The organism is Treponema primitia (assembly GCF_046533075.1).
Lineage (GTDB): Bacteria > Spirochaetota > Spirochaetia > Treponematales > Breznakiellaceae > Termitinema > Termitinema primitia_B.
The window spans coordinates 1-21262 of record NZ_JAJQRB010000064.1; the positions used below are offsets into that span (position 1 = coordinate 1).

The 21262-nt window shown below is 51.6% G+C and carries 19 protein-coding genes and 1 riboswitch; of the genes, 8 read left to right on the top strand and 11 right to left on the bottom strand.

Annotated features, from left to right (window positions below):
- The 3 genes from LQZ19_RS13205 to LQZ19_RS13215 all read right to left on the bottom strand — a co-directional run.
- A partial coding sequence (locus tag LQZ19_RS13205) for a hypothetical protein (RefSeq protein ID WP_411048143.1) occupies nucleotides 1–238 on the bottom strand: 238 nt, incomplete at its 3' end.
- A gap of 125 nt (nucleotides 239–363) precedes the next feature.
- Nucleotides 364–4059: an alpha-amylase family protein gene (locus LQZ19_RS13210; RefSeq protein WP_411048144.1), complete on the bottom strand. Its 3696-nt coding sequence runs from the start codon at nucleotides 4057–4059 to the stop codon at nucleotides 364–366.
- Between the two features lie 18 nt (nucleotides 4060–4077).
- Nucleotides 4078–6090, bottom strand: coding sequence for a 4-alpha-glucanotransferase (locus LQZ19_RS13215; RefSeq protein WP_411048145.1), 2013 nt, complete (start codon nucleotides 6088–6090; stop codon nucleotides 4078–4080).
- Between the two features lie 135 nt (nucleotides 6091–6225).
- Here LQZ19_RS13215 and LQZ19_RS13220 point away from each other — a divergent pair, with 135 nt between their 5' ends.
- From LQZ19_RS13220 to LQZ19_RS13235, 4 genes are all read left to right on the top strand, one after another.
- Nucleotides 6226–7818: a DUF1538 domain-containing protein gene (locus tag LQZ19_RS13220; RefSeq protein ID WP_486401706.1), complete on the top strand. Its 1593-nt coding sequence runs from the start codon at nucleotides 6226–6228 to the stop codon at nucleotides 7816–7818.
- Nucleotides 7808–8518, top strand: a complete 711-nt coding sequence (locus LQZ19_RS13225) for a P-II family nitrogen regulator (protein ID WP_411048146.1) — start codon at nucleotides 7808–7810, stop codon at nucleotides 8516–8518. Before LQZ19_RS13220 ends, LQZ19_RS13225 begins: the two co-directional genes overlap by 11 nt.
- A gap of 83 nt (nucleotides 8519–8601) precedes the next feature.
- The gene (locus tag LQZ19_RS13230) at nucleotides 8602–9774 is read left to right on the top strand and encodes a hypothetical protein (RefSeq protein WP_411048147.1); all 1173 of its coding nucleotides are present in this window, start codon (nucleotides 8602–8604) and stop codon (nucleotides 9772–9774) included.
- 12 nt (nucleotides 9775–9786) lie between these two features.
- Nucleotides 9787–11205, top strand: coding sequence for a DUF5723 family protein (locus LQZ19_RS13235; RefSeq protein ID WP_411048148.1), 1419 nt, complete (start codon nucleotides 9787–9789; stop codon nucleotides 11203–11205).
- Here LQZ19_RS13235 and LQZ19_RS13240 read toward each other — a convergent pair.
- The 6 genes from LQZ19_RS13240 to LQZ19_RS13265 form a co-directional block, all read right to left on the bottom strand.
- Nucleotides 11202–12107, bottom strand: coding sequence for an ABC transporter permease subunit (locus LQZ19_RS13240; protein ID WP_411048149.1), 906 nt, complete (start codon nucleotides 12105–12107; stop codon nucleotides 11202–11204). The genes LQZ19_RS13235 and LQZ19_RS13240 overlap by 4 nt on opposite strands.
- Complete coding sequence (locus tag LQZ19_RS13245) at nucleotides 12104–13183, bottom strand: ABC transporter permease (protein ID WP_411048150.1); 1080 nt, start codon at nucleotides 13181–13183, stop codon at nucleotides 12104–12106. The genes LQZ19_RS13240 and LQZ19_RS13245 overlap by 4 nt, the downstream gene beginning before the upstream one ends.
- The gene (locus LQZ19_RS13250; RefSeq protein ID WP_411048151.1) at nucleotides 13176–14795 is read right to left on the bottom strand and encodes an ABC transporter ATP-binding protein; all 1620 of its coding nucleotides are present in this window, start codon (nucleotides 14793–14795) and stop codon (nucleotides 13176–13178) included. The genes LQZ19_RS13245 and LQZ19_RS13250 overlap by 8 nt, the downstream gene beginning before the upstream one ends.
- A gap of 18 nt (nucleotides 14796–14813) precedes the next feature.
- Nucleotides 14814–15830 (bottom strand): BMP family ABC transporter substrate-binding protein, encoded by a 1017-nt coding sequence (locus tag LQZ19_RS13255; RefSeq protein WP_411048152.1) that lies wholly within the window; start codon nucleotides 15828–15830, stop codon nucleotides 14814–14816.
- Between the two features lie 112 nt (nucleotides 15831–15942).
- Nucleotides 15943–16103: riboswitch (FMN riboswitch) on the bottom strand.
- A 32-nt stretch (nucleotides 16104–16135) separates the two neighbouring features.
- Nucleotides 16136–16390 (bottom strand): hypothetical protein, encoded by a 255-nt coding sequence (locus tag LQZ19_RS13260; RefSeq protein WP_411048153.1) that lies wholly within the window; start codon nucleotides 16388–16390, stop codon nucleotides 16136–16138.
- Nucleotides 16377–16856, bottom strand: coding sequence for a PIN domain-containing protein (locus LQZ19_RS13265; protein WP_411048154.1), 480 nt, complete (start codon nucleotides 16854–16856; stop codon nucleotides 16377–16379). The genes LQZ19_RS13260 and LQZ19_RS13265 overlap by 14 nt, the downstream gene beginning before the upstream one ends.
- Before the next feature lie 212 nt (nucleotides 16857–17068).
- On the opposite strand from LQZ19_RS13265, the gene LQZ19_RS13270 reads away from it, so the two are divergent.
- Nucleotides 17069–17314: a type II toxin-antitoxin system Phd/YefM family antitoxin gene (locus LQZ19_RS13270; protein ID WP_411048155.1), complete on the top strand. Its 246-nt coding sequence runs from the start codon at nucleotides 17069–17071 to the stop codon at nucleotides 17312–17314.
- On the top strand, nucleotides 17311–17691 hold the full coding sequence (locus tag LQZ19_RS13275) for a type II toxin-antitoxin system VapC family toxin (protein WP_411048156.1): 381 nt from the start codon (nucleotides 17311–17313) through the stop codon (nucleotides 17689–17691). Before LQZ19_RS13270 ends, LQZ19_RS13275 begins: the two co-directional genes overlap by 4 nt.
- Here LQZ19_RS13275 and LQZ19_RS13280 read toward each other — a convergent pair.
- Entirely contained in the window at nucleotides 17668–18321 is a 654-nt protein-coding gene (locus LQZ19_RS13280) for a TlpA disulfide reductase family protein (protein ID WP_411048157.1), read from the bottom strand. The two genes, LQZ19_RS13275 and LQZ19_RS13280, sit on opposite strands and share 24 nt — an antisense overlap.
- A gap of 10 nt (nucleotides 18322–18331) precedes the next feature.
- The gene (locus tag LQZ19_RS13285) at nucleotides 18332–19249 is read right to left on the bottom strand and encodes a cytochrome c biogenesis CcdA family protein (protein WP_411048158.1); all 918 of its coding nucleotides are present in this window, start codon (nucleotides 19247–19249) and stop codon (nucleotides 18332–18334) included.
- Between the two features lie 153 nt (nucleotides 19250–19402).
- Here LQZ19_RS13285 and LQZ19_RS13290 point away from each other — a divergent pair, with 153 nt between their 5' ends.
- Both LQZ19_RS13290 and LQZ19_RS13295 read left to right on the top strand, forming a co-directional pair.
- On the top strand, nucleotides 19403–20692 hold the full coding sequence (locus LQZ19_RS13290; RefSeq protein WP_411048159.1) for an O-acetylhomoserine aminocarboxypropyltransferase/cysteine synthase family protein: 1290 nt from the start codon (nucleotides 19403–19405) through the stop codon (nucleotides 20690–20692).
- A gap of 151 nt (nucleotides 20693–20843) precedes the next feature.
- Complete coding sequence (locus LQZ19_RS13295; protein ID WP_411048160.1) at nucleotides 20844–21260, top strand: DUF4418 family protein; 417 nt, start codon at nucleotides 20844–20846, stop codon at nucleotides 21258–21260.
- Nucleotides 21261–21262: the final 2 nt, after the last annotated feature.

A 21262-nucleotide genomic window follows, 5' to 3' on the forward strand; every position in this document is an offset into this window, starting at 1 on the left:
CGGTAAAGTTGCTGACAAATTCCCCCTGTATCAGCGCGGGAATATAATCTTGCGTGTCCGCTAAGCCCTGCGTTTTGGGAGCCAGGATGGCGAGGCTTATGCCCTTGCCGCCTTCCCCTGAGAAGTAGGAGCTGGCCTCCGCCGTTAAAGTCTCCTGTACGGGTTGTTCGGACGAAACGCATGACGCAAGGACAAGCGCAACAATACAAAACAGCGGAACGAAAGTTTTATGATTCATTCGGCTACTCCTTTTTTCTCTAATTCCTGCCTGAAATATGGAAATATTGTAGCCAATACGAGAAATTTGTGCAATATCTTTTCTATACCGGCTAAGAAAACTCCGTGTCCCCGCGCCTGTCCCGATTACTTTTTCCTTTTAGGCTTTTCCGGCAGGGCCTGGGGCCCTAGGGCATCCAGAAGTCCGTCAAGCCGATACCCGGATTTGGCCTCCGCCTTGGTAAGGGCTTCGGTGATTGCTCCAATTTTCGCGACCCGGTCAAGCCAATCATCTGCCGAAAGCTCCGCCCTTGCCTTTGGGGCAGTTTTTTTGGGCGGACAGGGGACCCCTTCCAGGGCGGCGCCGCTTTCCAGGGTTATGAACAGGGGCGCATAGAACAGCGCTTCCTCAAAGGATTCCTTGTTAAACCATATGGTATCCTCAAAGATATTCACCCCCAGAAGCTTCCGGAAATCCTCCTCATGGTAATTGTCCAGGATAAGGGTTTCCGCCCGGGAAAGGGCGGGAACAGTTGTCTTTTTTTCTGGCGGCGGAAGCACAGGGCTGGTGCGGGCCAGTACGGCCTTCATAATTTCCATGACCCGGTAGGCTTCGTCCCTGTTTATACCGCTGCCGAAACATTCCCGCAGCTTCCGGTCCAGGGTCCAGTGATCCGAGAGAGCCTTGGCTTCAAGCCCGGAAGCTCCTGCGCCGATGATATTTCGCAGCAGTGATAGTGTTCCATAGGCATAGGCAAAGACCGCGATGGCCGGTCGGGCGATAATCTTTTCTCCAAGGCTCCGCAGAAAACGTATCGCCTGAGCATCAGTCTTATGGGGTGTGCTGTATCCGTATTCCGTCAGGGTCTTCAGGCGGTTGAGGTAGGCGGCAAACTCTTTCCATATCTGTTCACCCGGTATTTTTTGGCAGGTCCATTCGGTGACAAAGGGATCGTACAGGGCGCCGTCAAGGAACTTTTCCGCAACGCTTATAAAGCTCAGGGCGGAATCTTTCAGGGAATCGATAAACTCCGTGATAGTAACACTGTTTTTAACCGGTTTTGACCGGGTGGATTTTGCGCTTTCCGCCGCCGGCTTTCCCGGTTTTTCAATGAGAATGCTGAGCAGGGTATCCACATGGTCCCGCCTGAAGAGTTCGGTAAAGCGGTAGTAAAGTTCACCAAGATAGATATCCTGGATCGCCGTATGCACATCTTTGACGCCCCGGCCGTTGAGTTCCGCGTGAAGCCGGGCAAAGCGTCCCCGCTTATCGTCTTCTGCTTCGTGGATATCGATAAAGACCTGGGCTTCGTAGCCCTTAAGGGAAACAAAGAGACCCCGTTCGGCAATTTCCTTGGAGGACCGGATATACCAAAGATCCTGCCTTTGTTCTTTGAACAGGGCAAAAAAAGTATCCGTGCCATGCAGACCCAGGGCTTGGCAGAGGCTGTCCTGCCGGAAACTGCCGTCCTTCTGGGGGATAGCCACTGCGCCCTTGGAGATCCAGCCGCCGGCTTCTGCATAGGCGTTGTTGAACAGCACTAAACTCCGGTCGTTACCGGCGCGGTTGGAGTAGGCAAACACATTTTCATTCACCGAGCCCTGGGGGGTGTAGAGATCGTAGAGACAGAAATCGGCGCTTCCGGAATAAATATGGCGCTTCTTCATCAGGGGGAAGATTTCCCGTTCATGGCGATCCATCAGGTGGCGATCCGGCTGTTCATCCCGGTAAGCCCGGCGGTATTCCATACCGTACTTTTCCTCAAAGCCCTCGATCTGGCCGTGGCCGAACATGGGGAGCCCCGGCATGGTTACCAGGAGGGTGGCAATGCCGAAGTACTTGTCCCCCTTGCCAAACTGGGCAACCGCAGTATCCTCATCGGGGTTGTTCATAAAGTTGACGAACCGTTTGAGAACCTCGGGGTCAAACTCCAGGGTGTTTTTGATGGAAGCCCGGTATTTGGCGTTTTCTTCGTTTTTGAGCATGTTCATAAAGGCCGAATTGTACACCCGGTGCATACCCAATGTACGTACAAAGTACCCCTCCATCATCCAGAAGGCTTCCGCCAAAAGCAGGGTATGGGGAGCCTCTGCGGCGCAGCGGTCTACCACTTCCCGCCAGAACTCGTTGGGGATACGGCGGTTAAATTCGTCCGCGGGAAGGGCGTGTTCGGCCCGGCTGGCTATGTCCCCGCCGTGTCCCGGTTCGGGGTACCAGAGCCGCTGGATATGCTTTTTGGCCAGGGTCATGGCCGCATCAAAGCGGACTATGGAGAACTGCTGACAGACCCCAATAATGGTACGGATAACCGCTTCCCGGGCTTCGGGGTTCAGAAAATCTATCTGTGCGGTGTCGTTCCAGGGCATGGATGTACCATCGTTGCCGTGGTAGATGTAACGCACATCCCCAGTGTGGTGATCGATCCGTTTGAAAACCACCGCAGCGTCACTGCGGTTATAGTAATGGTCCTCAATCTGAACGGTAATACCATCCCGGTTGGAAAGGTTACCGCCGTTAAACGTATAGGTAGGGAAGGGCGAGTAGCTGAGCTGAAGGAACCGGTCCGGGTGTTCCATGACCCACCGGGAATCAATACCCGTGTGGTTGGGGACCATATCAGAACCAAGCCGTATGCCCCGCTGAAAACAGCGTTCCCGGAGATTGGTCAGAGAACCCCAGCCCCCCAGTTCCCCGGCAATATCGTAGTCGTGGAGGCTGTAGGCGCTGGCCGCAGCTTCGGGGTTTCCCGTCCACTGCTTAATAGTCTTGGAGGCGTTACTCCGCTCCCAGAGGCCGATAAGCCAGAGCCCGGAGAAGCCCCGCCGGGCCAGTTCGTCCAGTTCCTCGTCGGGGATTTGGTCCAGGCGCTCAATGGGGCGGCCGTATTTTTTGGTCAGCTGGTAGAGCCAAACCAGGGTACTTTTTGCCAAGAGTACCGTCCGGGGCATCCACTCCTGGTCCGGGCTGAACCGCTCGTATTCGTCCTGGCCGTCATAGGTGTAGGCCTGGGTCGGGCCGGGGCCGAAAAAAACAGGCTTATCCTCTTCCTTGATGACATCCAGGCCCATGAGAAGCCGGGCTATAAATTTTCCAAGCAGAAGCCCCCATTTGCTCCGCATATATTCCAGTTGGCCGCTCAAGGTCGTTGAAGCCAGGGCCGGGGCGCGAAGGAGATCCCAGAGGTTCTGGCCATCAGGGCCAAAGGTGGGGGACTCCGTTAAATGGGCCCGTAACACGGAGATCGCATCGGTATAGGCGGTAGCGGTTTCCAGGTCCTTATCATCGAAGAGAAACGTAAAGGGGGTAAAGGCGGGGTTGAGGTTTGCCAGGGCCAGGAGCATCAATTCCTCCAGGGCCAGGGATTTACAACTCTCCCCTTCGTCGGTTCCCCGGAGATAGTCTGTAACCGAGGTTTTCCCGGCATAAACCGTTTGGGGCGGGAATTGGGCGCCGAAGGTTTCCAGAAGATGGGCGGTTTGTTCTTCCCCAAGGGATGTATTCAACCGTTCCAGGGCGGTTTCAAAAATGTCCTTTTGGACCTGCTGACGGTAGAGGGCAACCATAAAGTGAAGGATCTCGTCGATGAGGCCCATGGCATTAAGCTGTCCCGCCTTGATGATCCGTTCCGGGTGGGCAGCCCCGTCCACCTTTGCGTTGAACTTCGCCGTAAGTTTTCGTACCTGCTGAAAATCCGCCAGGATTACGTTGCCCCGGAGTGAAAAAAGGGCCGTATCAAGCTCATGCTCCACACGGACATCATGACGAATATGAAACTCCATGGTAGCCCTCCGCTGCGCCGCCCATCCGTCCTGAAAGGAAGCGTTGATTATAAATTTCCGCATTGATTTTCCTTTCTTGATTTATTTTTTTTTCGGTACAACCGCAGATAACTCCTGAATTGATTTGATCAAAGACTCATCCTTCCCTATCTCCTTAATAGGAGCGGGAAGACGATAGGTCCAGTTAAATTCGTTGACATTACCGGGCACATTGATCCGTTCCGATGCGGGATCCTCGGCATACCACTTGGTGGAAAGGTGGAGCAGATCCTGGATCTGGAAGACCCGGAACCGGGATGCAGCAGCAGCGGCCTTGGTAAGGATAATCTTTGCCGTACCGGGATTATACACCTTCGGCAGGGAAGGAACCCCAAGGAAGGCGCTGAAGCCGTCCTGATCCGCTTCCCGGTCCCACCACTCCCGCAGGGTAGAGCTGTCATGGACCGAGGGGGTACAGACGCTCAGTTCCGGGTACTCGTCGAAGGCATAATAAGGCTGGCCCGGTTTGGCCCATTCACGGTGCCACCGGATAACCCGGAGCCCCAGAATCTTGAGTTTTGCCAGTACCCGGGGCACACAGTCCGGAACCGCCCCCAGATCTTCCGCGCAGGGGAGCATTTTGGAGGATTCGAGCAGCACCGAAAGGAGTTTTTTCCCCTGGGCTTCCCAATTCTTTTCCGATTCATCCTGCCGCCTTTTCAACAAATCCTCCAGGGCGTTCCGTTCGTCCCCCGAGAGGGACTTGTAGGCCCGGGATTCCCGGAAAAACCATAGGGGGAAGAACTTTCCCTTTTCATATTCCAGGAAGAGCCGGTTCCGCCAAGCCCAGCGCAGATAGTTGGTTGCAGCCGGGTGTAGTCCCAGGTCGGTAATATCCTTCTCGCCCTTGATGGTTTTTTTGAAGAGCCACAGTTCCTCGCTGCCGATACGTTCCAATACCTTGGAGAAGATCTTCTCCGCTTCCGAAGCGGCGCCGGTATCTTTCAGGGCGTCCCAGACTTCACCGGTAGGGACATGAGGCTGGGAAAGCCAGCGGACCCGGGCTTCATCAAAGTGAAGCTCATCGAAGTCCTTTTTAGTAACCGGAGTATAGGGCGCATAGCGGCCTAAAATTGACTGATCGTAGTTATTTTCCCGCAGGGAAGACCAGATACGGAAGAAGCCGAGTACATGGTCTATACGGTAGGCATTGTAGTACTTTTCTGCGGTTTTAAGCCGCAGACGCCACCAGGAATAATCATCCTTGGCTTGGACGGTCCAGTTATAGGTGGGGAAACCCCAGTTTTGTCCATAGGCATTGTACATATCCGGGGGCGCCCCGGCGGAAAGCTCGGGATAGAAGTATTCAGGGTGAGCCCAGACATCACAGCTGTCTTCGTTCATCAGAATGGGAAGGTCCCCTTCAAGGAGTATCCCCTCTTTGTTCAGGGCCTTTGCGGCTTTACTGAACTGGGTATCCAGCGCTTCCTGGAGCCAGGCCCAAAAGAGATGATCCTTTTGCTGTTTTTGGTCCTTCCAGAGGACCTGAATATCTTCGGGAGTTACGGTCTGGTGGGTTTTCCATTCTTTCCAGCTTTTTTCTTCGTTAAGTTCTTTAAGCCGGCGGTATACGGCATATTCCTTTACCCAGGGGTTTTTATCGATCCAGGCGGCCAGAGAAGCCCCTGGTTTAGCCTTTGCAACTATGCTTTTTTCGTTTGCCGCGTATATTTCCCGGAGTAGATCCATCTTTGCCCGGAGTATCTTGTAGTAGGGGAACCGGGATTCCTTGTCAAATTTCTTTTTAAGGGCCGTAAGTTTTTCCGTAAATTCCGCAGCTTCGCCCAGATCCCCAATCCTAAGGTAGAGGGGATTGAGGGCAAAGGCTGTCAGAGAACCATAGGGGGAACTTTCGTACCCCGTATCGTTTACAGGCAAGATCTGGATAAGACCTACCCCCATCTGTACGCACAGACCGGCAAATTCGACCAGATCCGGAAATTCCCCGACCCCAATACTCTGTTCTCCCCGGAGGGAACCAACCGGGACGACCACGCCAATAAGACGCCCTGTGGAAACTTCAGTGACCTTCTGTTCTTTCTGAGCCTTTGCCATAACGTCCTCCCGAAAATAATAAGTAGTTTCACATTTTGATAATACGTAAGTATATTATTATCCATATATTGTGAAAATGAAAGATACCCAAGTGGCGCCCTCTATAAATATTTTGATAAAATGATTAAAATTTGAATGATCCTTCTTAAAGGCAATGGTATGAACAAGATACTTAAGGAAAAAATCCGGGAAGCCTATTCCTCGGTTCTCCCTATTTCTGTGATTGTTCTCGTGGCGAGCGTGGTGCTGGTACCCATGCCTACCGGTACTATCCTGATGTTCATAGTCGGCGCGGCCATGCTTATCGTGGGAATGGGGTTTTTTACCCTTGGGGCGGATATGTCCATGATGCCCATGGGGGAAGGCATAGGGGTTCAGCTTACCAAAACCACTAAACTGATCCTGACCATGGTTATCTGCTTTTTCATGGGGCTCATCATCACCATCGCCGAGCCGGATCTGCAAGTTTTGGCCGCCCAGGTACCTGCGGTTCCCCCCCTTCAGCTGATTTTGGTCGTCGCCGTCGGGGTGGGGCTATTTCTGGCCTTAGCGATATTCCGTATCCTTTTTAAGATACGGCTTTCGGTGCTGCTCCTGATTTTTTACGGCATTTTGTTTGCGGTTATCATTTTTATTCCCATGATCCCCCAGTACAGTTTCCTGACCGACTTTATCCCCGTGGCCTTCGACTCCGGGGGGGTTACCACGGGCCCCATGACGGTACCCTTCATCCTGGCCATGGGTGTCGGCGTTGCTTCGGTTCGTAGTGATAGGAACTCCCAGGATGATAGTTTCGGCTTAGTGGCCCTTTGCAGCATCGGCCCGATTCTGGCGGTCTTTTTTCTGGGGGTTTTCTTCAGGCCCAGCGGAGAGGATGTGGTGATCTCCGCCATTCCCCAGGTTAATACTTCCCGGGACGTGATTAAACACTTCGCCATTGAATTTCCCCGCTATATCGAGGATGTGTTTCTGGCCCTGGCGGCTATCGTGGTATTCTTTATTATTTTCCAGGTTATTTCCAACCGTTATAAAAAACGCCAGATCGTCCGTATCCTTATCGGGTTTCTGTACACCTTCATCGGCCTGGTGGTATTCCTAACCGGGGTCAATGTAGGCTTTATCCCCGTGGGCCATTTCCTGGGGGAACAATTGGCTTCCTCCTCTTTTAAGTGGATTTTGGTTCCCCTGAGCGTTCTAATCGGGTACTATATCGTGGCGGCGGAACCTGCGGTCCATGTGTTGAATAAACAGGTGGAGGAGATTTCCCAGGGTACCATACCCCAAAAGGCCATGAAGCGGGGACTCTCCATCGGCATGGCTGCTGCTCTGGCTATCACCATGGTCCGGATCCTGGTGGGCATACCCATCATGTATATCCTGGTTCCCGGCTATGTTCTGGCCCTGGCCCTTACTTTTTTTGTTCCCAAGATTTTTACCGGTATTGCCTTTGACTCCGGCGGCGTATGTTCCGGCCCTATGACCTCCACCTTCCTGCTGCCCCTGGCCATGGGGACCTGCAAGGGCGTTGGGGGGGACCTGATGAAAGACGCCTTCGGTATCGTTGCCATGGTTGCCATGACCCCCCTGATTGTTATACAGATCATGGGATTGCTTTATGGCCATAAGATCAAGACCGTAACGAAACATGCGGCGGCACAGGCCATGGATAGCTCCGGGGCCGGAGAGATTGTTGAATACGGAGTGGAGGGATCCTCTGATGATAGATAGTAATGGCGTAAGAATACCCCTGTTAAAGTGTGTAATCTTTATCGTTGACTGGACTAAGGCCCGGGTGGTTACGGATATTTGCGAGCAGGAAAAGGTGCGGTTCCACTATATCGTTAAGGGCCGGGGTACTGCGAGTTCCGATATACTGGACCTTTTGGGAATAGGCAGTACCGAGAAAGCGGTGATTATGTGTCTGGAACAGGATGTCGGGGTAGCGTCTCTTTTGAAGGAGGTTACCAAGAAGATTGGTCTCCACAACCCCGGCGCCGGGATTTCTTTTACCCTCCCCCTTTCGGGGATAAATCAGCCTATTTTGCAGGTTTTTAAGGAAAGTATAGAGAAGAACTTTAAAATTTCGTTAGAAGCGGAGGCGGAGAAAGTGATTTCCGAAACTAAATTCGATTTGATAGTGTCGGTGGTAAACCAGGGTTATAGCGATGAATTTATGGCCGTAGCCCGGGAAGCCGGGGCCACCGGGGGTACCGTGATTAATGCCCGCGGTATCGTTCATCAGGGGCCGGTTAAATTTTTCGGTATTTCCGTTCAGGACGAAAAAGAAATTATCACCATCCTGTCCACCCGTGAAAAAAAGGCGCCGATCATGCAGGCGGTAAGCCAGGCATTTGGCATTTCCTCCAAAGCGGGGGGGATAATCTTTTCCCTGCCCGTGGACGGGGTTGCGGGTCTCGATCTAAAATAAATAGTTTTTTTCCTATAATCTTGTTTTATTTCTATGGTAATGATATAGTCTGTCTTATTGTATAGTAAAAGGAGGGTTTTTTAATGCGTAGTAAGTTATATGCTGTTTTTACCGGAATACTATGTGTTTGTGTAGTGATTGCCTGTGAAATACCGCAGTCAGTAACCGTTAAGGGCCAGCCGGGGGTATATCTTAACCTGGGCAGTCCCTTTGGGAGTGAAAATATTCTCACCGATAAGTTCCTTGATGTGGATAGCTTACGGGGGCAGATGGGAGACAGTTTTACCGGCCGTATATATACGTATCGGGGTGATAGCGATGCGACAGACGTTGTTCAGACCTATTTAATAAGCTTCCCGATAATTCCGCAGTTTACGTTGCCGGCAGAGGCAACGGGGTATCCGATGGAGCCTCGTTCGGTTGAAATACCAAACTTGGCTTTACACGAGATTGCGGATTTCTTAGGGGGCGCTGAATTTGATGCGGTTCCGGCGTATTTATATGTATCCGGACTGACCGGCGGTAAAATGACTCTAACCTATAAAATTTCTGAAGTAACAACGGCGTTGCTGAATAATGTAGATATTAATAGCACCCTCCCAAACCCCTTCATCACAGCAACTCTATTTGCGGATAAGGCAGTAAATGTTGTAACGTGGGAAACTTCGGATATACCTGCTGTTCCTACCGTTGATCTTAGACCTGCATTTAATGCTGAATCCGATGTCACCCTGGGTTTTACAATTAATGGAACCGTTGCGGGCGGCCCGATCAAGGCTGATCTGGTTATAAAGCTGCCGTTAAGATTTTCCCCTCCTTTAACTAAGGAGGGTGTTTCGCAGGAAGTAACAATAGCAAATAAAGAGTATGTTAAATTGGCTTTGGACGCCCTCCCTACGGACGATGAAGATTTATTCGGCAGAGAGGGAAACGATGATGATCTATTTGATCAGTTACAATCTGTAACCGTATACATTAAAGCCATTGAGAACACCGCAATTGGGAATCTGAAATTAGGAATAAGCAGGAAAAATCAAATCATATCCTTGGATAATGACCCCGGCGCCGATTACAAAATACAATTTGCAAATAGTGAATTGGATCATCCCTTTAATCCCGGGTTTCTGGTCCTTGTGGAAAAAGCGAATAACAAAATCATCATAAAGCCCCAGGCAGATGGTGTGGAAGCGAAATTTGATTTTAAATTAGCCTTGGAAGCCCAAGCCGATTTAAACATAAACCAGAAACTTAATTAGGGGATGGCAAAAATGAAGAAACTTTTACTGTTTTTTATTATATCATTCTTGGCTGTGGGATTGTACGCTCAGGAAACTGAAGAGCCCACGCTTACTCAGGAAGAAGTTCCGGCGGATAGTGTTGTTGAAGAATTGGAAACGATAGCTGCGGAAAGTGCTGAAACAGCCCAGGAACAAGCGTATCAACCGTACCAGGAACAAACATACCAGGAACAAGCGTACCAGGAACCGGAACCGGAACCGGCAGAGGAAAAACAGCGGTCCTCGTTCATAGGTAGAATTGGTACCGGTATTCTGGATTATTTTACCCAGCCCGCAACCACACGGCATAACGAAGCCATCCGGTTTTTTGATTTTGGGTTTAATGCGGGAGGAGGTTTTGCAAATAGCCTTATCGGTGGGAGCGATATCTTTACAAAAGATGTTGTCATTGATCTGAATAGCTGGAATGATAAAATAAAGAGTAATGGCGTCGATATCGGTTTTGACGCATCTTTCCACCAATTTATGAATGTTAATATTAAAAAGGGCGGATGGGGTTTCGGGGAATTTGCTCATGTTGACGCTCAATTTGACGGGAACCTGCCCAAATCCTTGTTTAATCTTTTGTCCGAGGGGAATCTGGGTGACCACAACCCGTCCGGTGAATTTGCTGTTTCCGGCGCTGTATTCGCGGAGGCAGGCTTTCATTGGTACGGAACTTTCCTGAACAAAAAATTGCGGGTCGGCGTGGCCCCGGCCTATTATGTTCCGCTGATATATATTCCCAAATCTACCCTGAACTATGAATTGAATACCGACAACGGATTGTATGTTGCCGTTGGCGGCGATTTGGATTTCTTTAATGCTTTTGATGACTTTTCAAATCTGGGAGGGGGTGGTGATATTTCCTTGCGCGGGGAATATGCGCTCTTCCCTATTCTTGATGTGGGAGGCACGATTAGCCATATTCCTCTTATTCCCGCCAAATTATCCAATGGTAAGAAGCTTACCGTCGAAGGGATATTATTAAATGATGATAACCTTTTTGATGGAATTGGCGATATTGGAGAAATTACAACGGAGGATGGCATAGCAATCGGTGAACGGACTGTGGTACGTCCTCTGCGTTTTGATTTTTATGTTCTGTACCGGCCTCTCAGAAGGGACCTTCTGACCATTAAGCCGAGCGTCGGATTTACCGTTTTTAACCCCAGCGAGGAAACGTATTTTAACGGCATTCTTGAGGCTCAGCTGAACGTGGCTCGTATTCTCTTTCTTAGCCTGAGTACCGGTACGGAGGAAGGATATTGGCGGCATAAATTTGGATTTGCCGTTGATGCGCGGATCTTCGAATTTGATATTACCGCTGCATTAAAATCCCAGGATTATCTTAAGAGTTATCAGTTAAGCGGAGTAGACGTTGCGCTTGGACTGAAATTTGGGTTCTAAGGTTGTTCAGTTTTTATCTTCCCGATGAAGTGGGAAAAGGTATATAACACAAGGGCAAGTGCCGAGGGGAGTCCCAGAAGCACCGTGGCTGGCAGGGCTCCGAAAAACTGAGCCCCCAGGCCAATGCGTTCCGCCAGGGCAAAGAGCAGGGCTGCGATGGCAACCCCCCACACCTGGCGGAAACCCAGGAACACTGCGGCCAGGCATATCCAGCCCCGGCCGGCTACCCCGCCGGGGGCATAGGCGCCAACCCGGAAAGTCAGGGCCGCTCCGGCCAAGGCTGCAAGGAAGGCTGCCGCTGCCCAGGCGCCTTCCCGGTAGCGCTGGGACCGTATTCCCCGTTCCGCCGCTGCCTTTGCCGACAGCCCCGATGCCCGCAGCCGCAGGCCTATCCTGGTCCTGCCGATGATCAGGGCAGCCAGGAGGGTCAAGCCCCAGGCGGTATACACAGAAGGGCGTTCCCCCGAAAGTATCCCCCCTGCGACGGGGATTCGCTCCAGCAGGGAAATGGTTACCGGCCCGGGAATTAGGATATTCGGATTACGGAGCACCCCCTTTGTACCAAACCAAATAATGGAAAGAGAGTCGGTGATGCCCACGGCAGCCAGGTTAAGGGCCAGCCCTGCGATAAAAGGGTCGGCTCCGGTGGCGTGGACGAACCGGGAAAGACCGGCTCCGGCAAGACCTGCCAGGACTGCGGCAAGGATGATACCCACAGCCGCCGATCCGGTCCAGCCGGCGAAGATCCAGGAAAAGAAAGACCCTAGGGTCATAAAACCTTCAATAAAAATTCCCAGGGTTCCTGATAATTCTGTAAAGAGCGCCCCCAAGCTGCCCATCATCAGGGGGGCGGCGGAGCTAAGTAAGCCCCGGATCATTTCAGCGGAAAATAAGCTCGTCATAGGTTTGATTCCTTTTTTTTAGATGGAGACTTTAAGATGAGCGGCGCCGAGAAGTGGATAGTGGCAAGGATAAGAACCACCGCCTGAATGAAGGCTGAAGTTTCAAAGCTTAACCCCCGGGCCAGTAGGGCCGATTCGGAACCGGCCTTGAGCCAGCCGTAAATAAGGGCTGCGGGGATCAGCGCCAAGGGCCGGTTCCGGGCGATAAGGGCCACCGCTATGGCGTTCCAGCCGAGACCGCCTGAAAAGCCCTGGTGGCAGAGTCCGTAGGTACCTGCCACGGCGAAAAACCCCGCAAGCCCCGCAAGGCTGCCCGATGCGGTCATAGCCGGAATCCAGCGCTGTTCAGGATTGATTCCTCCGTAGCGGGCAAATTCCGGGGCGGAACCTGCGGTTTTAAACCGGTATCCCCAGACGGTTCTGTAGAGGAAGATGTGTCCCAGAAGGATCAGGCCCAGAGCAAACACAAAGGAAAGGGAAAGATTTGAGGGGGGGAGCAGCCGGGGGAGCAGCCGGTTTTCGGCAAAGCGCTGGGTAGCCAGAAGATTGCCCCCGGGATTCCGCAGGGGCCCTGCGATGAGGTAATCCGCCGCCGGAACCAGTGCTGCGGACAGCAGGAAGGATGTGATCAATTCATTGGCCCCGAAGCGCCTTTTCAGGATCCCCGAAAGGGCTCCCATGGCGCCCCCGGCAGTCATAGCCGCAAGGCAGGCAAGACAAAGCAGCCCCAGAGAGACAGCGTTTCCGGTTGCGGGAATGAGGAGTACCAGCGAAGCGGCTATACCGCCAATGTAAACCTGCCCCTCGGCGCCCAGGTTAAAGCAGCCGCCCCTAAAAGCAATGGTTAAACCCATGGACGCGGTGAGTAGTAATGCTATTCCATCCAGGGTATTCCCCAAAAACCAGGGGGAAGCCCAGGGGCCGATAAAAAAAGCAAGGAGCGATGTTTGGGGAGCGGTGGAGCTAAATACGATAAGGAGTACCGTTAGTAACACTGCTCCGGCCACCGTAATAAGCGCTCCCATAAGGGCAGCGGGGATAAATAAAACAGATTTAGTACGGCTTAATTTAAACATTGAACTGTTCACCCCCAACCATGGCCCGGCTTATCCGTTCTTTAAGTTCCCGAAACAGAGGCGCTTTTTCCTTCCCCCGGAAAAAATCAAGGGAAATCCTATCGGAAAATTCTCCGTTCCGTAAAACCAGGATTTCATCGGATAGGGATAGCAGTTCGTCCACATCGGTAGAAAAAATAAGCGCCCCCTTCCCGTGGGCAGCATGTTCTTTAAGCGCCCGGGCCAGCGCTTCCCGGCCGGTCCGGTCCAGTCCCCAACCGGGTTCCGCCAGTATCAGGAAAGCGGCGTCCTCAGCAAATTCCCGGACCAGGATGACTCGCTGCAGCATACCTCCGGAAAGGGAATCCGCCCGGACCAGGGGGTTTCGGTCGACCTTGGCCGCTTCCAGAATACGCCTTATCCAGGATTTCAGCAGTCCCTCATCCATGATGCCGAATCTGCCCCAGAAACCCCGCCGGGAACGGCGGTGGACGTGGATAATGATATTATCGCGAAGCCGGAGTGAGGGCGCCATGGCCTGGCCGGTCCGGTCTACGCCGATGTAGGCTCCCCGGGCAGTCCGAAAAGCCCGGGGACCCTTGCCTGTTATGTCCTGACCGCAGAGGAAAACCTTCCCCGCCGAAGGGTGCAGGAATCCTGTTATCCCCAGTTCCAGAGTTTCCAGACCGCTGTCCCGGACCCCGGCAATGCCCAGAATTTTCCCCGGCGGCAGTTCCAGATCCACATTGCGGATAAAAGGCCGGCCCCGGACTTCCACCGACAAACCCTCTACCCGCAGTCCCTGTTTTTCCGCAGCAGCACCCGCATCAGTGTCCGGCGCAGGCGCTGCAGGGTTTAGCGTTACTGTCATGGCTGCAGTCTGTTCCGCCGGTTTAATCCCAAACATCAGTGTACCGGCTTTTTCGCTATCCAGAGATGCGGCCTTCAGGACGGCGGTGGTTTTACCTTTCCTCAAAATGCTTACCCGGTCGGCAAGGCTAAGGGTCTCCTCCAGTTTGTGGGAAATGATACCGATGCCTCTCCCTTCCGCCTTGAGACGCCTGAAAAGGTCAAAAAGACCGGCGGTTTCTCCGGGGCTCAGGACCGCGGTTACCTCGTCAAAGATAAGATAACGCACTTCCCTATGCTTTCGATGCAATTCACCCCTTAAAAGGAGGGCGAGGACGGCAGTTTTTTGCCGCTGGCTTACGGTGAGGGTTTCAGTGTTCCTGTCCAAGGGCAGATCGAAACCCCAGCGGTCTGAAACGGACTGCGCCAGTATCCGGGCTTTTTTACGGTTTACTATTCCTGCTGTACTAGGTTCCGCGCCGAGTATGCAATCCTCCCAAACCTTAAACCCCGGTACCAGATGGGGGTGCTGGCGGACCATACCGATCCCGGCGGAAAGCGCATCCACCGGGGCGGCAAAATGGTGTTCCTTCCCGTCTATCAGGATATGTCCCGATCCGGGTTTTAGGTAGCCCGCCATAATGTGCATCAGGGTAGACTTTCCCGCTCCGTTTTCTCCCAGCAGTGCGTGGATTTCTCCGGGCCGGAGATCAAATTCAGCGTTATCCAGGGCGGTAACTCCGCTGGAAGGAAAATATTTCTGTATACCCCTAAGCTCCACCACGGTATTCTGCTCCCCGCATCATTTTCCTAAAACTAAAACCCCTGAACGAATTTGTTCAACAAGCCGGGCCTGTTTTTCCCGTAATTCCCCACTGACCGCTGCGATATAATGGGGATCATCGTCAATAAAGCCCACATAGCCATCTGCTACTCCAACTATTTCGGCGCTGCCAAAGGGGAGACGGCCTTCCAGATATCGCTTTGTCTGCTCATAGGCGGCTTCGTTTTGATGCAATACCGCGCTCCCCACTACTGTTCCCGGGAGCAGGTCATAGCCATTGATATCGAACCAAACCACTTTTGCCCCTTCTTCGAAGGCCGCCTGAAGGACCCCTGTACCGGCGCCTCCGGCAACGGGAAGGATCACCGATGCGCCGTTGTGGATCATTTCCTCTGCAAGCTGGGCTCCCCGTTCCGCATCAAACCAATTACCTACCACCCGGAAGTCCACGGTAAAGGCCGGATCAACCGCCTGGGCGCCTTCCCGGTAACCCGGCAGAATAATATCGTTCATGGCAGGATATTCCTGGGCTGCCACCAGACCAATTCGGGCTTGGCCCTGTCCCGCAGCTTTAGCAACCAATGCCGCGATATGCCCCGCCATATAGGCTTGTTCCCACTGGTTATAACGCAGGGTATAGATACTGGGATTCCCCGATAATTCCCCATCCAGAAGCAGGAAATACTGTTTAGGAAATTTTGCGGATACCTCCGAGGCAATCGCCGGAAGGGAGGGATTGGAAGAAACGATAAGATCATAATCCCCGGAAGCGGCCATGGATGTTACCCGGCTTTCCCATTCCGCCTGGTTATAACCACCCTCGATGATCGTTGCTTCAACGCCGGTATTTTCCGCCGCCGCCCGCTGTACCCCCAGGGCCAGCATTTCGTAGAGGGGGCTCCCGGACATAACCCCGGGGATGAATATGCCTATGGATACGGTCTTCGCTGCGCCGGCCCCGGCTCCGCCGGAGTTACCGCTCTTGCATCCGAACAGTAACGCTGTGAGGGTAATGAGTATTAGTACTTTTTTCACAGAGGCCTCCAAGGGGATTTCCAATCGGGGCCAAAAAAAGCCCCGGCAAGCTACGGAACATTCCGCAGCAAAAATCCAGGGCGCAGGTTCATGGGAAATTCGGGCTTGGGCCCGGGATTTTCTTCCATCCGGACTATACCGTCGGCGCCGGAATCTCACCGGTTCGATCCCGGACCTGCGAACCTTTGGTTCGAATAATCCCGGATTCGCGGGCTATAACCGCCGGTTGGGAATCATGAAGCTGCCTTCAATCACCCGACCCTGAAAATCTACACTTAAAACGATAACAGCAATGTCTATCAGGGTCAATGGCTCGCTGTCTCAGCAGGGCCTATTGTTCTTGTGATTAAATTCCCATTTTCGTCAAGTTTGGCAAACTTCATGACCAAACCACTCTCCGCTGCAATAGCTTCCGCTCTTTTTTGGACGTAGTCCCCGAATTCGGGGGAGAAAACATCATGTTCATCCTGCAATTTTAACCGAACCGCATGGATTTCCCGCAAACCCATAGGTTCGTTCACAATTTCCGGATCATTCATGTAATCATCAAAAGTTTTCATCAAGCGCCTCCCGCGGCTTATAAATGCCGATTTCCCTGTACCCTTCCCGGGCATTTATTATAGCCACCTTTTCGATGGTCCAGGGCCTTACAATATGCTGAAAATTCAGACTCACAATAAAGTTTAGTCCATAAATAGCGGTCATGGCAATATGGATAGCATCGGTTCTGAAGCGTAGAGAAATTACATTCTCTGCTAGATAAATGTCTGCAAGACTTTCCGCTTCCCAATTTTTTTCTAACATGGCGATCCCATATTCAGGGATAAGCTGCTTCATCCGATACCTTTTTTCCTTTTCCGGCGTATCATCTATCTCCAGTAGGGTATAAGCCGAGGTGTAGGGCTTAAATCTTCCGGTATTGATTGCATGGAAAAAATCTAAAGTATCCTGTCTATACTGTGGGGAATCATCGACATAGGGAAAGTTAAATATGGTTGTTTCTAAATAGACTCTAGGTATACGCATTACTCAAATTTCCTCCGGGTGTTCGGGCATAGATATCCCGTTTAAACCTTGTTAGGAGGCTATTATGGAAAATGCTTTAGTTGGACTGAAAAAATTTGTGGTTTTTGTAAAAAATACTTTGAACCAGCTACGCTCCAATCTAGGCGGTAAAAAGGCCTTGACCAATCAAATCTCCTAGTGTATACTTAAAGTGTACACTAGGAGATATACCTATGGAAATTACCACAAAGCAGCTAAGAATCCAACCCGGAAAAATCATTTCCCAGGCATGTAACGGCCAGGAAATTATTGTGACATTTCGGGGGAAAGCCGTTGCAAAAATTGTGCCTGTTTATAATAAAAGCAGCGCGGATTTAGCGGAAGCGGATGATGAATTATTCGGCATGTGGAAAAACAGGGAGGACATGGCCGATGTGGATGCCTATGTCAGAAACCTTAGAAAAGGGAGACAATTTTGATCATCGACACGGATGTGCTGATATGGTTTTTACGGGAAAATGAAAAAGCAAAGAAAGTAATTTACCAAAACATTCCGTTTAGTATTTCAGTGATTACCTATATGGAATTAATACTCGGCATGAAAAATAAAAATGAATTACTCGTACTGCAGAAATACTTTAAGAAATGGACGGTAAAAATACTGCAAATAAACGAAAATATTTCAGTCAGGGCGATGATACTCATGGAGCACTATTTTTTGAGCCACTCATTAGAAACCGGGGATTCATTAATAGCGTCGACATCCCTGGAAACAAATGAGATATTACTTACGGCAAACGATAAACACTATAAATTTATACCAAATATTCAATTACGAGTTTTCAGACCCCAGTAAGATTTCAAAGAGCTCAACCAACTCCGGGATATCCCAGTTTATCGCCCCCACAAGCCTGGTGAGGATTCTACCCTCCCGGCTTATGATGTAGGTTGTGGGGAAGGCTTCAATTCCGTAGATCGCCGCAACATCTCCCCTGGGGTCCAGCGCCGCAGGAAAACTAAGGCCGAGCTCGTCCATAAAGGCGGCGACGTCTTTTTGACTTTCCAGGACATCTACCGCCAGGATCTCAAGCCCCTGATCTTTAAAGTGTCCGTACAGGGCTTCCATGGAGGGCATTTCCATTCTGCAGGGACCGCACCAGGTGGCCCAGAAATTGAGGAATACCACTTTTCCTTTGAAATCCGATAGTTTGATGAAAGATCCGTCTAATAACTCTGCGGAAAAGTCAAATATAGGAATAGGCCGGTCTACAACCGGAATGCCCAGTTCTTCAAAAGCCTTTTTTACACCCGGATCTATCTCCGGCAGGGAATCCCTGTCGATTTCTTCCGCCGGGGCTGCCGTGCCGGTGGTCCTGTCGGTATTACCACTGTTTTTTTGCAAGGCCCCTTTGGCCGGAATGCACTGGGGGAAGATCAGCAGGGTTCCTAAAATGAAAAAGATGCATAAAAACTGTTTGTTTATCATTGTTAAACTCCTATATGGTCTGCCGGTAGAGCAGCCAGCGGGCGAGGAGACCCGCGCTGTCCAGAATTCCCGCAGCCTGGACAATACCCAGAATACTAAAGATACCGGAAAAAATGATAAGCGGCCAGGACCGCAGGGGCCGTTTTTTGAAGAGCCGAAACGCCGGGGGCAGGGCCGCGATAATGAAAAAGAGGATGGCCGGCAGAACCTGCACCGGAGGGTCTCCGGTTTTAGCCCAGGATGAGAAGGCGTATTCAGCCTTTAGCAGGAAGATATTCAGCCGCTGGTACTGGCCCAGGAGGATGAAAACGCCGATGCCGATGAGGAAGATTCCGCTGATCCGTTTTATCAGGGGCAGGCGGGAGCGAAGTTTCGCGGCGCCCTTGAGAAAGCGGTTAAAAAAGACCGCAGCAGCCAGGAAAGGCAGCCCCAGCCCGGCGGAATAGACCGCCAGGTACAGCATAGCCTGACCGGCTTTTCCGCTTTGCCCGGCCATGAGGAGTATACTGCCCAGAATAGGCCCTACACAGGGGCTCCAGCCTGCGCCAAAGGCGATACCCACCAGGAAAGCCCCGATAAAGCCCTTGGGACGCCCGGTAAGGGCCGCTCTTTTTTCGTAATTCAGGAATTTGAGAAAGTCGAAGAGGACATTCAAGCCAAGGAGGATGACAATGATCCCTGCGGCTATGTTGATATACCGGGCTGCTCCGCCTAAGAGGAGAAAGGTCCCCGAAAAGAGTATGCTCAGGGCAGTAAAGACGGCGCTGAACCCCAGGATAAAGCTTAGGGTTGCCGCAACCAGGTGGCGTTTGTTTGCCATACCGCCAAGGAAGGCAAGATAAGAGGGGATCAGGGGTAATACACAGGGGGATAAGAACGAAAGCAGGCCCGCCGCAAAGGCTAACAGGATGGATATCTGGTAAAACATGGTTTTCCTCAAAAAATAATTGTTGACATATACAATTATATGGTATAAATTGGTATAAGTAAAACATACTAATCATAGGTGTTTTATACCCATTAATAAATGGGGCATGATTAAGAAGCTACTGAATTTTATAAAGCCAGAAGGAGATATATTATGGCTAACAAAAATTACAAGTTTGAAACCCTCCAGGTCCATGTGGGCCAGGAGAAGCCGGATCCCGCCACCGATTCTCGGGCGGTGCCTATCTATCAGACATCCTCGTATGTCTTCCCCTCATCTAAGTCGGCGGCGGATCGTTTCGCCCTTACTGAATCGGGAAATATCTATACCCGGATTATGAACCCTACCTGGGATGCCTTTGAACAGCGGATCGCCGCCCTGGAAAAGGGGGTCGCCGCTCTGGCCACATCGTCCGGGGCTGCCGCCACCACCTATGCCATCCAGAATATCACCAAAGCGGGGGATCACATCGTTTCGGATTTCCAGATCTACGGCGGTACCTTCAACCTTTTCGCCAATACCTTTAAGGATCTCGGCGTGGAGACCACCTTTGTGGACGGCAGCAAGCCTGAAAACTTTGAGAAGGCCATTAAGCCCAACACCAAGGCCATTTTCTTTGAAACCCTGGGTAACCCTAATGCGTCGGTGGTTGATATTGAAGCGGTGGTAAAAATCGCCCACAGCCACGGTATCCCGGTAATCGTGGACAATACCTTTGCTACGCCCTATCTCTTAACCCCAATTGACTACGGAGTGGACATCGTTGTCCATTCGGCTACCAAGTTTATCGGCGGCCACGGAACCTCCATCGGCGGGGTTATCGTGGACAGCGGTAAGTTCAACTGGGCCCAGAACGATAAGTTCCCCGGCCTCTCCAAGCCGAACCCCAGCTACCACGGCGTAGTCTTTACCGATGCGGTGGGCCCCGTGGCTTACATCATCAAGGCCCGGGTTACCCTGCTCCGGGATACCGGTTCCGCCCTCTCCCCCTTCAACGCCTTCCTCTTCCTCCAGGGCTTGGAAACCCTATCCCTGCGGGTGGAACGCCATGTGGCCAATACCATTAAGGTGCTGGACTTCCTCAAGACCCATCCCCAGGTAGAAAAGGTGAACCATCCGTTGCTTGCGGAACACCGGGACCACAAGCTCTTCCTACGCTACTTCCCCCGGGGCGGCGGTTCAATCTTTACGATCGAGCTTAAGGGCGGCGCGGAAAAAGCCAAGCGCTTCACCGAGGAACTGAAGCTTTTCTCCCTCCTGGCTAACGTGGCGGACGTAAAGTCCCTGGTGATCCATCCGGCATCCACCACCCACTCCCAGGTTGATGAAAAGGACCTGTTGGTCCAGGGCATCAAACCCAACACCGTTCGGCTGTCCATCGGAACCGAGCATATTGATGATATCATCGATGACCTGAAGCAGGGCTTTGAAGCAATAAAGTAAGCTGAGAATAAACGAACAATGAGAAGGGCTGTTCAGTATTTGTAGGGCAGCCCTTTTTACTTGTAATATTGCGGATATTCCCCGCCTCTTGACAAATTTGTCATTATAAAATAGTATTTACCTAAGTTTACTAAGATTTAGGAGGATATGTATGTCTAAAAAACCTATTTTAGCGCTTCCTGTTTTTTTCGCATTTTTGTTTATTATAATTGGCCTCTTGATCGCCATTGGCCCGCTTACCCTGTTTCCTGTGTGCGAAGTGATGGGAACCATGATCATGAAATGTTTCTGGACTGCCCGGGCTGAATTGGGAATAGGTCTGGTCATTGCCATCCTGGGCGCCTTAGGTCTTTGGTTTAAATCTCCCCAGATCCGGCTGGGGCTGGGTATCGGGGTTTTTCTAAACGCCCTGTTGGCCCTGCTCATTCCCACGGTCCTGATTGGGGTTTGCGATCATGGCCATGCCTCCTGCCGGGTTCTGACCCTGCCGGCGCTCACGGTCCTGAGTAATCTTTTGCTCCTCGGAGCGATCATTAACGGTCTGGTATTGGTTAAAACCAAAAAATAAAA